At 38.0% G+C, this 15032-nt stretch carries 13 protein-coding genes and 1 riboswitch; of the genes, 3 read left to right on the top strand and 10 right to left on the bottom strand.

The window, feature by feature from the left end; translation table 11 throughout:
• Nucleotides 1–71: 71 nt before the first annotated feature.
• From J2Y40_RS00205 to namA, 8 genes are all read right to left on the bottom strand, one after another.
• A complete protein-coding gene (locus J2Y40_RS00205; protein WP_153394715.1) occupies nt 72–353 on the bottom strand; it encodes a hypothetical protein in 282 nt (93 codons plus the stop codon).
• Complete coding sequence (locus J2Y40_RS00200) at nt 350–1810, bottom strand: phospholipase effector Tle1 domain-containing protein (protein ID WP_309995629.1); 1461 nt, start codon at nt 1808–1810, stop codon at nt 350–352. The genes J2Y40_RS00205 and J2Y40_RS00200 overlap by 4 nt, the downstream gene beginning before the upstream one ends.
• A 12-nt stretch (nt 1811–1822) precedes the next feature.
• Nucleotides 1823–1993: a hypothetical protein gene (locus tag J2Y40_RS00195; RefSeq protein WP_153394719.1), complete on the bottom strand. Its 171-nt coding sequence runs from the start codon at nt 1991–1993 to the stop codon at nt 1823–1825.
• Nucleotide 1994: 1 nt separating this feature from the next.
• Nucleotides 1995–3926 carry a type VI secretion system Vgr family protein gene (locus J2Y40_RS00190; RefSeq protein ID WP_153394721.1) on the bottom strand — a complete coding sequence of 644 codons (1932 nt, stop codon included), beginning with the start codon at nt 3924–3926 and terminating at the stop codon, nt 1995–1997.
• Nucleotides 3927–4258: 332 nt separating this feature from the next.
• Nucleotides 4259–4663, bottom strand: a complete 405-nt coding sequence (gene tssD / locus J2Y40_RS00185; RefSeq protein WP_153394723.1) for a type VI secretion system tube protein TssD — start codon at nt 4661–4663, stop codon at nt 4259–4261.
• A gap of 172 nt (nt 4664–4835) precedes the next feature.
• Complete coding sequence (locus J2Y40_RS00180; protein ID WP_309995624.1) at nt 4836–5657, bottom strand: tetratricopeptide repeat protein; 822 nt, start codon at nt 5655–5657, stop codon at nt 4836–4838.
• A 30-nt stretch (nt 5658–5687) separates the two neighbouring features.
• Nucleotides 5688–5966 carry a DUF2752 domain-containing protein gene (locus J2Y40_RS00175; RefSeq protein WP_309995622.1) on the bottom strand — a complete coding sequence of 93 codons (279 nt, stop codon included), beginning with the start codon at nt 5964–5966 and terminating at the stop codon, nt 5688–5690.
• Between the two features lie 135 nt (nt 5967–6101).
• On the bottom strand, nt 6102–7154 hold the full coding sequence (namA, locus tag J2Y40_RS00170; protein ID WP_309995619.1) for an NADPH dehydrogenase NamA: 1053 nt from the start codon (nt 7152–7154) through the stop codon (nt 6102–6104).
• Nucleotides 7155–7257: 103 nt separating this feature from the next.
• Here namA and cdd point away from each other — a divergent pair, with 103 nt between their 5' ends.
• From cdd to J2Y40_RS00155, 3 genes are all read left to right on the top strand, one after another.
• Complete coding sequence (gene cdd / locus J2Y40_RS00165) at nt 7258–7740, top strand: cytidine deaminase (RefSeq protein ID WP_153394730.1); 483 nt, start codon at nt 7258–7260, stop codon at nt 7738–7740.
• A 668-nt stretch (nt 7741–8408) separates the two neighbouring features.
• Nucleotides 8409–8585: riboswitch (cobalamin riboswitch) on the top strand.
• 31 nt (nt 8586–8616) lie between these two features.
• Nucleotides 8617–10458, top strand: coding sequence for a TonB-dependent receptor domain-containing protein (locus tag J2Y40_RS00160; protein WP_309995615.1), 1842 nt, complete (start codon nt 8617–8619; stop codon nt 10456–10458).
• A gap of 13 nt (nt 10459–10471) precedes the next feature.
• Nucleotides 10472–11515 (top strand): YncE family protein, encoded by a 1044-nt coding sequence (locus tag J2Y40_RS00155; RefSeq protein ID WP_153394732.1) that lies wholly within the window; start codon nt 10472–10474, stop codon nt 11513–11515.
• A gap of 90 nt (nt 11516–11605) precedes the next feature.
• Here the strand turns inward: J2Y40_RS00155 and J2Y40_RS00150 are convergent, their stop codons facing one another.
• Both J2Y40_RS00150 and J2Y40_RS00145 read right to left on the bottom strand, forming a co-directional pair.
• Nucleotides 11606–13951 (bottom strand): hypothetical protein, encoded by a 2346-nt coding sequence (locus J2Y40_RS00150; protein WP_309995611.1) that lies wholly within the window; start codon nt 13949–13951, stop codon nt 11606–11608.
• On the bottom strand, nt 13911–14948 hold the full coding sequence (locus J2Y40_RS00145) for a hypothetical protein (protein WP_309995608.1): 1038 nt from the start codon (nt 14946–14948) through the stop codon (nt 13911–13913). The genes J2Y40_RS00150 and J2Y40_RS00145 overlap by 41 nt, the downstream gene beginning before the upstream one ends.
• Nucleotides 14949–15032: the final 84 nt, after the last annotated feature.

The following is a 15032-nucleotide window of genomic DNA, read 5'->3' as shown; positions in this document are numbered from 1 at the left end:
TTTGGCATGAAATGAATGAACTTATAAAAATCAATAAACTAATAATACCTGTTTTCACGTTCATTGTTGGTTCAGTTAAAATAATTTCGATGAGGTAATATAAAATATAAAGCCAACATAAACAGCAATATCACAATATTACTTATTACTTTAGCTCTGTTCTTTTTATACAGCCAGAAAAAGGTTTCCAGAAAAATGTAAACCCATACGGCAAAAAAGACATACAACGGAATTTCGTCTATGTCATAAGTCTGTCCTTTAAATCCGCTTTCGGCAAACATGAAATAGAATGCCAGATAAGGGATCAGCAAAAGGATAAGTCTGAAAGCGATATGTTTTATAGGTGTTTTCATGAGTGGGGAGCCATTCTACGCCACCGTCTTACCTGCAGCTTATTTTTATCCAGTGTATAATTGGGTTTGTATCCAACAGCTCCGAATTTTGAATTCCAGTGCAGATACCTGTTCCTAAGATCCATCAGTATGTTATGATCTGCAACAATCCTGTTGAAATTTGCCACACTGATCTTCTTCAGGGCTAACTGTTTCCTCATATCTTCAATCTGACTGTTGGTATAGTAAACCATTTGTGGAGCAGTTCCATTGATATATTCATCCAGTCTTTGTTTCACTTTGGTCAGATCAAGAGGATAATAAGGATCTTCTTTCCCGTCAGGAATTTTATAATTAATGCTGAGATTAACAAGATCAATGGTATCCGCATAATTTTTATTCACCAGCTCACACATGATGTGCAGTGGAATAAAGCTGTACCGGTTGCTGATCTTTTCTCTGGTGATATAGGTTTCAAGCCAGTAGTTAGGGCGTGTCACCTCCTCTTTTTTAAACCATCCCTGTGCAATAAGATTATTCAGATCATTATTCAGGATCTTTTTGTATTTATCATTGTCCAATCCGTCTCCCGGAGTATTGTCAAAATCCATGATCTGCCTTTCCTCCCTCATTTCATGGGTATAGCAGCCTCCGATATCAGAGTGTACCCCCGGCAGATAGTAATCTGTTCCTCCAGCCAGCTGTGTTCTGGTAAGCATAAAGTTTTCTCTGTGCTCGTCCGATGCTGCCAGATGAATAATCTTTCTGGCTTTAAGCGTGTTCAGGTTCAGTTCTCCCACGTCATTGGTAAAATCCGGATCTATGGTTGTTTCTTTTGCATTGGGATCATAGGACGAAACAGTATCATAAATCCCTAAAAATCTTATTATTATAGCGTTATATTCTATTTGGCTTCTATCGAGAAGGTTTCCAAGGATTCCGTTTTTGGGTTTAGTCTGCGTTACTTCAAATACGAAGTTTCTTGCTGCGGCGGCTCCTCTGCTGAAACCGAACACATCAAGAGTAATGGTGTTTACTTCATATCTGCCCTTCAGCTCATTGACCTTTTCAGCAACTCTCCGGCATCCTTTTTCAACTTTTGCCCTGATCCCTGTACTTCCGGCGCCATAAGCGACTCCTTTATGGTTCAGTTTTTTATCACTGTCTGATCCCAGGTCCTCTGTTCCGATTCCTTCGATATAAATCTTGGCAACATTGTTTTTCCGGTCTTCTTTATAGCAGGTTTCTTTTCTGGCTACATTAGACAGATCATTGGTGTAGCTGTCATCTTCTTTATTAGACTGTTTTTTATAGACTTCTTTTTCGCTGGCTGTAGGTGTATGGCCTGGTTCATTTCCTCCAGCTCTTGTATTGGTCCGGTTATTCTGGGTACCATCAAAAAAAATCCCGATGCGGATATCAATCTGCCCTTTTCCCGGTGGTGAAGGTTCGTAATTTCCAAAAACTACATTCGACATAGATTCTGTAATTTATTTGTTTCCATGAGACATGATTTTCTTGTTGCTTGCCAGAACAAGGTTTGCTTTTCGTGCCTCTACATTAATTTTTTTTGCAATTTTTTCAACCTTTTTTCCAACATTCAGATGATAGGTATCTTTAACGGTTACCTTGATGTTGGTTGCTGTTTTGATGATCGCCATATCAGAAAAGTTTTGATTTTTCAGCGCTGTTGAATTCTACGATCTTCCCACTCTGCATGGTCATATTTTCAAGCTCGCTGAACATGGATATTTCACCTGCTATCTCATTGGAAGTCTCGGATTCTCTCTTGAATTCTTTTTCTACAAGTTCTGTCCTTGTATCTGAAGATTCCCTGATATCGCCTGAAGCAGTCTGTTCTATATCTTTTCCTGCCGTAGAGCGGATATTTTCATTGGCTGTGCTGGTAATGCTTGCGCCAGCATCAATTGAAATTTCTTTTCCTGCTGTGATGCTTACATTTTCTCCGGCATTCAGAGTAAAATTTTTAGGAGCTTTTACGCTGATGTTTCCCTGTCCGTCCATAAAGAAGGTATTTCCGCTGGGATCCAGGATCTTTACACTTCCTTCTTCATCATTCATCAGAATTCTGATTCCGCTTCTGGTCTGTATCGATTTCAGGTGGTTATTGATTCCGCCTCCTAAGCCTATACCACCGTGGAACATTCCTCCCATCACGAACGGCCTGTCCGGATGGCTGTGAACGAAATTCACCATCACCTGATCTCCCACTTCCGGAATGGCAACATAGCCTCTGTTCTGGGTAATCTGATCGGTTCCTCCTGCATCAGGGCTCATCATTCTGATAAAATGGGTGGTATCATTCGTCTGCCAGTCAAATCTCACCTGTATTCTTCCCTGTCCTTCAGGGTCGGTATTGGAGATGACAACAGCCGTCTGTGGTTCTGCTTTTGGAGTATTAAATTCAGGTCTTGGAAGGAATCCTGTATCGGCTGCAATTCCTGAAAAACTTCCGTGGTAATGTCCTATGGTATCAATTTCATGTTCAGATTCTGTGATCATGATTCTTGTAAAATAGGATGTTTCATTGGAATCAGGCTTCCGCATCTGTACATCAGCCACACAGCCTGGGTGCAGGAAAGGCACTGTGGTATTTCCTGATATGGAAAAAACGTTTACAGCTTCACTTCCTGAGGCACTTTTCTGAGAGTATTCAACATCGAGATGAGTGCTCGCTTTGATTGGAGCCACCCTAAGTGCCGGTGTTTTATAAATGCTGTTGTTGTGTTCATAGGCAGTCTTTGCCAGGTCGCCCACATGCTGTACAGGTGTTGCACCGGAGGTAAGCTTTTCATCTCTGTTACTGTTATAGCCGTAGAACTGAGGTTTGGTGTGTACTGCTTTCAGATCTACTTTAATATCATTGGCATTGCTTCCGTAGGTCAGCATGATCGGCTTATTCTGAGGCGGAAGTTTCCCAAAATGAAGAACTTCTCCGTCATAATAAAACTGTTCGCCATAGGCTTCTGCCATTCTTGCCAAGTAATTATAATGGGTTTCATCGTACTGGCTGCTATAAATGATCTGAGAGAAATTGTTAGCCTCTATTCTGATGTCAAAACGGCTTTTATCAATCCCCTGCCTGATGATTTCTTCAGCAATAATTCCCATATTCACAGGCTGGCTTCCTCCGAAACTCTGAATATGGGGAGCACCGTCTAACAAAACAGTCGGACTGTATCCTGTAAGTACGATATTTCCGAGGCTCATTTTTTCCTGGCTGAATCCTACTCCGGTAATTACACCTACAAAGGTTCTTTCAGGACTGTTGTCTATATCTTTATAGGAAATAACCGCTGTAAGGCGTTTTCCAAGGAATTTATTGGCATCTTCCAGAGAATGGGTCTGGCGGTCTCCCAAAGTATCGTGGGCTAGTGTAAGGGTAAATTCGTGATGGCGTCTGGTGCTTTGTTTAAGCTTAAAATGCTTGTAATATTTAATGATCTTACCTTCTATCACAAGAGAAAGCTTTACCAGACGATTAATACCTATATGATGATTTTCGGATACTCCGTCTGCATTTTGAGCGGGACGGAATGATGATCCTCTTGATTTTTCAGGTGTAATTGACATATTTTGTTTTCTATCGGTGATTTGTTTTTTTTAATTTGATAATTTTTCAATTATACTGGAATTCCTGCAAGTCCATAAAACGGACCAAACCCGAAAAAAGGGCTAATTTTTTTTATCATTAATCTCAAAGATAAATGAGAATTAATAATAACATGGTATTTTTAATACGAACAAAACGGTTCCGTCTATTTCTTAAATATAGATTCCTGTAGCATTCTGCTTACCCAGCTTTGGACATGATTTCCTAAAATACCATAAAAGAGATCTTTGTATCAGGGGAAAAAAGACCGTCTTTTCAGGGACAGTCTCTTTATATTTTGGGATACTCAGGACTAGCTTAAAGGCCAGAATCCTTCATAATATGCACTACCGTAAATAATGCTTTCTGCACTTACGATAAAGTTGATCAGCATATTATTGCTGTCCAGTGCATCAAAATCTACTTCATGCTGGATCACATATCCGTTTTCCCACTTCAATGAGATCAGTGTTCCTTCTTCATGAGATTTATTGAATGTAATTTCTCCGTTTGTAGGTTTGTATTTGCTGTTCAGCAAACTTTCCAGAATATCAGATTTTTCTGTTGCCTCTATCGTTACTTTAATAAGAGCATTAGACGGATCAGAAGCTACACGGCCTGAAACATCCGTAGATCTTGATACACTGTAGTTTAGTTTTAACAATTTTTGACCCTCGCCACCATTGAATTTTAAGATTCCTCTTGAATTTCCTGCCATATTCTTAAATTTTTATCTTTCTCCTGATGATGCTGTATTCATCAGATTCGGAAGCAAAGATAAAATTCAGGTTCTAATCTGAAAAGTTTTTAAGTGAGAGTTTCGTAAATTGTAGTAATTCTACGATTTTTCCCTTGGTTTTAGCTGGAAAAACCGAAAGATGAAGACCCGGCTATTTACTAAAAAATGCCTCAGTATATTTATAAGTAACCTCTGAGACCTGATAAGGGAACATTTCATACAAAGAGTTTCCTTCATTGAAAGAATATCCTTCTTTAAAATTTTTCTCTGACTCCCTAAATAATTTTTCCGCTTCTTCTTGTTTATTCATTTTAGCCAATGCCAATGCTTTATAATATTTAGCATCTGCAAAATTTTTGTAATGCAATAGTGACGCATTGAGATATTCTATTGCTTTTGAATAGTTTCCGGTCTCATATTCTATAATTCCCAGATAAAACATTTCATAGGGATTTACAATATTATGCTTTTTTCCGAAAGCAACTCCCTTTTCCATATATTGTTTAGATAAGCCGAATTTATTGAGCTGCAGACAGCATAAAGCCATCCAAAAGGAATAGGTATGATCCATAACAACACCGTCCTGATTGACTTTAGACAGTTCTTCAAATTCATGTAAAGCTTCCAAGTAACTTTTTTGGAATATACATTTTATAAATGCCCTGTATTCTCTATAATGGTTTGTTGTATCCAACTCAACAGCTTTATCCAGATAGGTCATTCCCAGTTCATATTTTCTCTGTTTGAATAGAGGCATTGCTTTCTGCTGCCATAAAAAGGCTTCTTTGGGCAGAAAAATGAGAATAGAATCCAGATACAGTTGATGCTGAACAGAAAACAAAGCCACCTTAGCATCTTCTTTTATCAGATTCAAAACTATTTTCTTTTGGGTATCATCCAACCCTTTCATCATGTTCCCGATTTGTGAAAATAATAATGCCGGAAACAGAATTAATACAAGAAGAATTTTCATAATGATGTAATTAAAACCTCAGCAATACAATTAATGATGCTTATAAACATACGCAGCAATGATAATAACCAGATTAACGGCTGCCATGCTCATTAAGATGGTACCGTATTTTCTTTTCCGGTCAATAAAACTCAGACCTAGCGTAAAAAAGAACATCAGCAAAGTATATATTGCTGGATAGGTGTGAAAAGCTTCAGAAAATTCTCCCTGAAATACCAATGCGGCGGCTCTCTGGGCCCCACAGCCCAAACATTCAAACCCCAGATATTTTTTGATGGGACAGGTCAGCATAAAGTCTTCTATGTTCATATCATTTCCATAGTAATTAAAAAAATCTGCGTAATCTGCCCAATCAGCGAGCGTAAAAAATCTCTCGCTGATCTGCTGATTTTAATATATACCGAGCTTCTGTTGAAAAGTTTTCCATCGGTTTTTCATCTCCTATCAGGAAGAAATTTTTGCTCTGGAATATTGATGCGGAAAAAAACATTCTTCTTTCATTTCAAAAGCTCCCTGTACTGCGATGTAAGGGTTCCTCAAGATCTCCCTGGCTACAAATATGAGGTCTGCTTCTCCTTTCTGAAGAATTTCTTCAGCCTGATCCGGTGTGGTAATTAATCCGACAGCACCAGTTTTTACTTCAGCTTCATTTCTTACCTGGGAAGAAAACGGAACCTGATACCCGTTAAAAACAGAGATTTTCGCTCCATGGATATTTCCTCCGCTGGAAACATCAACAAGATCAACAGAATGTTCTTTTAACACTTTAGCCAATTGAACGCTGTCTTCAATATTCCAGCCATTTTCCGCGTATTCGGTTCCGGAAATCCTGACAAAAAGAGCCGTATTTGCGCCCAGTTCTTCATTCACAGCGTCTACGATGTCTACTAAAAACCGGATTCTGTTTTCAAAACTTCCGCCATATTCATCTGTTCTTATATTGGAAAGCGGTGACAGAAACTGATGGATCAGATATCCATGCGCTCCATGGATTTCTATGATATCAAAACCTGCTTTTACCGCTCTTTTGGTAGCCTCTTTAAAATTCTGTACCTGCTGTTTAACCTCATCAGTAGTCAGAACATGAGGAATTCTTTCTGAAGGATGATAAGGAATCGGGCTCGGAGCCAGCGTTTCCCAACCTTCTTCAAGAGAAATCTGCTGATTATTCCATGTTGAACCTTTTCTTCCTGCATGGGCCAGCTGGATTCCTATTTTACTTTCTGAATGGGTATGAACAAAATCAACGATCTTTTTAAGCTGGTCTGCCTGTTCATCATTCCATATTCCCATACATTTATTGGTGATCCTTCCCTGTGGCTCTACTCCGGTAGCTTCTACCATGAGCAGTCCTGTTCCGCCCTGCGCCCTGCTTCCGTAATGTACAAAATGAAAGTCATTGGCCAGTCCGTTTTCACAGGAATACATGCACATTGGTGACATCACCCAACGGTTTTTTACTTCAACGTTTCTGAATTTTATTGGTGTATAAAGCATTTTAATCTTTTGAATTTCAGGTTAATGATCTAATGAGCAAAAAATATTGCCCACCTGATTAAAAAGAACTAATTTTAGCCCCCCTTTTTTAGTCGTACAATATATGAAAAAAGACCTACAGATCAGTTACGAGTATTTTAAAAACAGCAGCGAACTGAGCGATATTGAAAAAAAATTATTCGAAAGAGCCAAGCAGGCCCGCGAAAATGCCTACGCACCTTACTCCCAGTTTCTGGTAGGCTGTTCCGTACTTCTTGAAAACGGAGAAATCTATTCGGGTAACAACCAGGAAAATGCAGCCTTCCCATCAGGATTGTGTGCAGAAAGAACAGCACTTTTCTGGGTAGCCGCCAATTTTCCGGATGTTAAAATAGAAAAGATTTTTGTAGTGGGCGGACCTAAGGAATTTCATGAGAAAAATCCTCCGATCCCACCATGTGGAGCCTGCCGTCAGAGTTTAATAGAATTTGAAACCAAACAGAACGAAAATATAGAACTTTATTTTTCAAGTATGAACGAGGAAGTTTTTAAAGTACATGCGATTAAAGATTTGCTTCCGTTTTATTTTGATTCATCGTTTTTGTAAAAGCTGATAAGAATTTCAAAATCTGGATGGAAGATCTGTTGTTTTTTGCCACGAATTCACTAATAAAATATCTGTGTCTGTGGTAATAAAACTTTTTTAACCACAAAAGATTTTACCGCTTTCATATGAAAGTTTAAAGCTTTACCTATAGAAATTCATTTAAATTCTTGGTGAAAAACCTGATCAATCCGAGAAAATTTCACGCTCGTAGATCATCTGGTTTTGCAGATTTTTAAAGTATCGCTTTTCAAAACCTTCATACATATTGTTCCCACAAATCTCACAGATGACGCAGATCTTTTTCTAGAAAATCTGTGCAATCTGTGGAAAATCTAATTTGTATTACTTCTTTTGATATTTTTTTGTCACGCAAAGCCTTATTCTGGATCTTTTTGATTTTAGGGAGCTAAGGATGGAATCAACTCCGTTGATTCGATGAAGTGGTGGATTAGCCTTCGGCTGTGTTAGCTCTTAAAATATTTGATTGTAAAACGGATGAAAATATTTGATTTTCTTACACCTTAAAACATGATAATAATTAAATTTATTACTATATTATATCAAACCAACAAAAAATTTACGTAATCTATGGGATCTGATAGAATTCTGCCTGTTTTCCCATTTATCGTTTCATCTTTCTGTCCTGTTGTCCAATACATTTAAAAACTTATCTTTGCAAAAATTTTGGTTTCCAGCATATTGGAAATAATAGGGAATTGGGTGAAAACCCCAAACTGTCCCCGCAACTGTAAATCGCAATGAGAGTTTCTGCAACAAACCACTGTTTATACGGGAAGGTGCAGAACGCGAAAGTCAGGAGACCTGCCAGAATACTAACTAAAAACAGATTACTTTCGGAGGAAAAGTGAAATTAGTATGGATATAAAAAGATCTTTATTACTGCTTTGTTCGTCATATGGCAGCTTTCTTTTAGGACAGGAGAAGGCCATTGATACCATTTATGTATTTGACAACCAGATGAGCAAAGTTAAACTGTTTCATCACGTCAATACGATTACTCCAAAAGATATTGAGAAGAATTCCACTAGTCTTTCTGAGCTTTTACGGTTCCAGTCACAGATTTATATGAAGGAGAATGGCCGTGGTGCTGTTTCTTCACCGTCTTTTCGGGGAACGAGTGCCGGCCACACAGCTTTTGTATGGAACGGAATCAACATCAACTCTGTTTTTTTAGGACAAGGGGATGTGAATAATATTCCGCTTTATGGCTATGACCAGCTTGAAGTGAAAGCAGGAGGAGGAAGTGTACAGTATGGAAGTTCTGCCATTGGCGGCAGTATCCATCTTAATAATAATCTGGAATTCAACAGAGGATTTGGGGCTTCCTTATATTCGGAGGCTGCTTCTTTCGGGACTTATAATAATTTTGTCAAAGCTTCTTACAGCAATGAAAAATTCAGTTTCAAAGCATCGGGCAGCTATGTGATCAGTGAAAATGATTATAAGGTTCCAGAATTTGTAACAGGAAGTTCTCCCTATAATAATCTCAACGGAAAATATTACAATACGGCCTTTAATATTGGGGCTTCCTATAAGATTGCGGACCATCAGACCATTTCATGGCAGAACCAGATCTTCGATGCGTCCCAGCACTACCCTATTTTTGAACCTAACGGAAATAAGACCAAATACAACGCTCAGACTTTAAGAAGTCTTATCTCCTGGGATATTAATACAACGAATCTTTCCAATAGTTTAAAGGCTGCTTATACGGAGGATAATTTCCAGTATTTCGGGGATATTACCCGTCCGAAAACGAGCGGAGCCGAAGGAAAAAATTATATATTCAAGAACGATTTCAATTATTTTATCACTCCAAAGATCAATATCAATGCGATTGGGGAATTCCAGATCAATAAAGGGGAAGGTTATGAATCGGGATTGGATAAGGTCAGTCGAAATGTGGGATCTATAGCAGGTATTATCAGGTATTTTACAACAAAGGATCTCCGTTTTGAAGCCGGTGTAAAGCAGAATTTCATTGAGGATATTTCTTCTCCGCTTCTGTATTCCTTTTCAGGAAAATGGAATGCTTTGAAATGGTATCATGCCGGGATAAGTGTTTCCAAAAACTTCAGATTCCCATCATTTAATGATCTTTACTGGCAGCCCGGCGGAAACCGTGATTTAAAACCGGAAACTTCCATCAACCTCGATATGAACCATGAGTTCCTCTTTGGTAATTTTAAAGTTACTTTAAGTCCTTATTACATGGATATTAAGGATTATATCAACTGGCTTCCGACTCCTTACGGATACTGGGGAGCTTTCAATACCTACAAAGTTGAATCTTATGGTCTGGAAACACAGGCTTCATTTCATAAAAACTGGGGCAAGCACGGGCTAAGACTGAATGCAGGATATACCTATTCTAAATCGGTGAATAAAGAAACCCAGAAACAGATGATGTATGTTCCTTTACACAAAGCTAACGGAACAGCGGAATATCAATATGATTTCTTTAAAGTGTATGTTCAGGGGCTTTTCAACGGCCTTACCTACACGAGTACGGATGAAAGCAAAGCAACGTCGCTTGATCCTTATTTTATCATAAATACAGGAGTTTCTGCAACCTTCCTGAAAAAATATACTCTAGGGGTTAAAGTTAATAATCTTACCGATACTGTGTACCAGACGGTATACTATTATCCTATGCCTAAGAGAAACTACAGTATTTACGCAACCATTAATTTTTAAAACTGAAAATATTATGAAACTACACAAACTTTTATCCCTCTTTTTTGCTTTTACCCTGCTTTTGGGTATCTCTTCCTGTAGCAGTGACAATGATGAGCCTGAAGCATTCTACGGAAACGGCTTTCTGATTGCTAATGAAGGTAAATTTCAGTCTCCTACAGCAGAAGTAACGTTTTTAAGTGCAGACCTTAGTACTCAAAAGGACAATATTTTCTCTTCCAGTAATGGAGTAAAGCTTGGTGATGTTCTTCAGAGCATTACTTTCAATGGTGACAACGCTTATCTTTTGTTAAATAACTCCAACAGAATACAAATAGTTAACCGGGGGAGTTTTAAAGCAAAAGGTGAAATTACCACAGAACTTGTTGCCCCTCGTTATATGGCTTTTGCCAATAACAGTATTTATGTAACCAATGATAAGTTCGGAGGTGATAAATATGTAAGTGTTTATAGGATATCAGACCACGCTTTCATCAAAAAAATCCCTGTTACTGCGGGTGCTGCTGAAAGAATTGTAGAGGCTGGGAATAAGATTTTTGTACAAAATGCTTCGTACGGATACGGAAATAAGATCACTTATATCAATACTTTCACGAATGAAGTTCAGGATGTTATTGAACTTCCTAACGGAAATATCACTAAAATGATTGCCAACGACCAAAACGTTTATGCTGTTGCTGCAGGTACTACAGATTCTTATATCTATCAGATCTCCAATACAGGATCTGTAACGAAGACTACCACTTTAACAGGTATTGCAGACGCAAAGAACCTTGAGATCTCAAATGGTAAGTTTTATTTCAGCTCCGGAACTAAAGTTTATACCATGGATATGGCAGCTACCACAGCTCCTACTTCACCATTGTTTACTGTTGCCAGCAGTGTTGATCCTTATTCTGATCTTTACGGATTCAGTGTAATCAATGATAAGATTTTCACTTCTGACTCCAACGGGTTTACGGCGGGTAGTAAAATCGTTATTTACTCTGCTACTTCAGGAACAATTATCAAGACACTGACTGGTGGGTTAGGTTCTAACGCACTATATTGGAACTAAGAAAATAATACTTCGGTATTACTATAAATTTTATTTTTTTTCATCATTTGTGTTTTTTTTCCGGCCGCTTCTTCGAAGCGGCCGGATTTTTTATCTTCTGGCTTTAAAATACTCTGCAAAGGAATCACAACCGCTTATCATATCGGAATAGTAATCACCATAATTATGGGCCAGATCCTGATAATATTTATTTTTCTGAAGTCTTTCCTCTTCATATCCTTCAGGAGCGTAAAAATAGTCTACGGCTTCCTCCTGTTTAAAATCCAGTTTATAGTTTTCACATCGGCCCTGCATCCTCAGGCAGAGTGCTTTGAACTTTTCTGTTTTAGCCTGTTCCAATGCTTTTCCGTAATAAAATTTGGCCAGATTTGCGGTATTGAACTCTTCATTATCTTCACGAACGGAAATGTTTCCTGATGAACTCAGGCTGTACCTTGTCATCATCCAGGCATTTCCGTATTGTGACATATTATAATAGCAGTTGGCGATTAAAAAGTAATAGTAATCACGGTCTTTTTCATTGATATTTTCTGCTTTGCCTATATATTCTATCAGCTTTTTGGTAATACTGATTTTATTAAGTCTGAATTTTTCTTTTTTATCAATAAAATCCGGGGTGTATTTTAGTTCATAGAAAGGATTTTTGGCAAATATTTTACCGGCCTCCTTATTATCTTCTTTTTCTCTTTCCCAGAGCGCAAACTGTCCGTCAAAATAATCCTCACCTAATTTCTGGAAAACAGTGAGGGCAGGCTGAAGTTGATTTTCTCTAATGTATTTGGTTCCCAGCAGATCATAAAGCTCATTCATCTGGGTTTGTTTTAAAGGATGATATTCCCGGTAAAAGGGATCTTCACTTTTATTGAGTGTTTCTGCTTTGCTGAGAAAACTCTTCAACTCTCCGGAGGTATACACCGCATCAAAGTAATCAAAATAATCTGCGTAATAATCTGTAAAGGTCTTTTTGGTATTTTTGAGAGATTTATAGAAAACAGAAAAATAGTCATTCTGATGGCTGGTGTCCAATGAAACGTATAAAAAGGCAGCATCATCGGTATTTCCCAGATATTCCAGTTCTCGGCCCAAAGCAAAAATAAAATATTTGTTGTGCTTATTTCTAAGCAGGATCTTTTTTGTTTTTTCAGGGATTATAGCTTTTCCGGGCTCCTGCCAGGCAAAAAGGTTAAGGGTTTTGATCAGTTCCAGATTTCCCCATATTTCACTGTTTACCGGAAGGATTTTTTCAAGTCCCGCAATTTCATTAAGGCTGCCTGAGTAATCCCGGGTCATAAGCATGAGTTCAGCTTTTACAAATTTCCAGAATTCCGGGTTTTCTACTTTGGAAAGGTCTGCAGCGTTGATAAACTCCAGGACTTTTCCGGCATATTCACGATCTGTTTCAGTTCTCTTTAAGATCCTTTGTATAGATTGACTTTCAGGATCATTATCGCTGGTAAAGTAATTTTGTCTTATAGCCGGCTCAAACAGGGAGTAATAAGGGGTATAAATCCAGTCTTCCAATTTGCTGGTTTCTCTTAGAAGCAGAAAACTCAGTCCTTCAGCTCCGGCGTCTACAGCATACATTTTTTTCAGGTTCTCCAGATTTTTTTCCGGATTGTAAATTCCATACATGAGAAGAACTGCAGATTTTTCAGCATTATTTTTTGCATATTTCAGGGTTTCTTCCTGAGAAAGTTTGGAAATAAAAAGCTGCCATGCCACGAAACGTTTTGCAGGAGACAGCGCAAACACTTTTGCGAGATAAAGGTTCTTTAATCCCGGATTGTCTTCTGAGACTGCTTTAAAGTAAAGAGCCCAGACATCAATAACCGTATCTGTTTTATCTACAGAGAAATATTGATCGTAAATTTGATTAAGGGTTTTCATTTCTCCCTGATAAAATGAGAGTCTTACAGCCAGGAAAGCATATCTCTTCCTGATTTCCATATTCCGGCTGCTTTTGGCAAAGGACACCGCTTTTTGAATCAGATCTTTTCTCTTGATATTGGCTGTTTTATCATTCCTTTCCCAAGGATCATCCTGCCAGGTATTGAAATATTCACAGTTTTTTGCGAACTTTAGATAATTCAGGGCTTCCGTATCTTTCTGGGTGTAAAGGTATTTCAGAAAAGTATTCTTCCTGTCCGGACGGATATCAGAATAGCTGTAATTATTAAGAACGTCTTCTATATCTTCCAGAGAAGCTTTATTTCCGCAGTATTTCCTCCACAATTCTTCGTTATCACGAGTGTCTGCTCCTACTTCAGGTTCTGCTGTAAAACCTAACGCCGAATAATAAAATGAAGCATAGTTCCGGTAAGGAAAGTTCTTCGGATTTAAAAAGGAAAACCGCAAATCCTCACCGTAAGGATAATACCCGCAGGCCGTGATGATGCTACTTAGCAAAACGGCTATAAAAACTGCTAATTTCTTCATCGGTGTAATTTTTCAACTGGTTTTCGTCTAAATGGAACAGGGTTACCGTGATATTCTTATCGAATTTCACATGCTTTTTAATCAGTTCTATAGCCTGATTGATCTTATCTGTGGTTATTTCTTCATATTTTATTTTGTCGCCGATCCTAAGATAAGTCTGGTAATCCATCGCGGTATCTTTAGTCACTTCATACCACATCGGTTTTACAGATTTCAGGCTTTTCTTCAGCTGATTTCCGTTGTATATGATACCTGTAAAACGGTTATTCTGATAAATCTGCATCCATGAATACACAGGCAGGGCAATGTCCAGATGCAGAGGATACTTTTGGGTACCGTCCAGATAACTTTCCAGCTCTTTCAGGTCAAGGATTGAGTTTTTTGATTTGTCTTCAAGCGGATTGATAAGATTATAACACATTAACGTTACTTTATCTACCGGAGGAACTCCCATTTTATCAGGATATTTGTATGGATAAAGACGAAGGGTGGCAGAGATCTGTTTTTTAGAGAGAGGCTTAAGCTTTTTCAGGAAATAGAAATAATTATTCTTTGTGGATTCTGTCCAGTCGCAATCAATCTGAATTTCTGAAACCTGTAGTGAATCCATTTTTTCCTGCGCATATTTATCGACAAGATAGTTGACATTATCTGCCAGCTGATCTAGCTCTTTTTCACTGCTTTTCTGAAAAACAATATTTTTAATATAGACTGCCGGAATAACCTCGTAGCCTGCTTTTTCTCCGTCGCAGCAGGTATAATAACTATAACTGGTTTTGGAAACCGGAAGGTTTCCCATCGCTTCACTATAATCTACCTCAAAGAATTTTACATACAGTTTTTTGATGTCCTGATTTTTCAGAATATCTTTTTCTTTTTCAGACAGGGAATAGCTATCGGATTTCCAGTAGTAGAAAGCCTTTTCAACGGATTCTACTTTGTTTTCACAAGAAATCAGGAAAAGAACCAGAGATAGGAATAAGAATATATTTTTCACCAATAGATTGTTTTAAAAATAATACACTGTTGAATTGAAATGTTTTTACAAATGTAATTACAAAATCAATTCAACAGTGTATTA

The sequence above is a fragment of the Chryseobacterium sp. 2987 genome, from assembly GCF_031456375.1.
GTDB lineage: Bacteria > Bacteroidota > Bacteroidia > Flavobacteriales > Weeksellaceae > Chryseobacterium > Chryseobacterium vaccae.
Note: the sequence above shows the minus strand (reverse complement) of the source record. Positions and strands in the feature narration are given on the sequence as shown.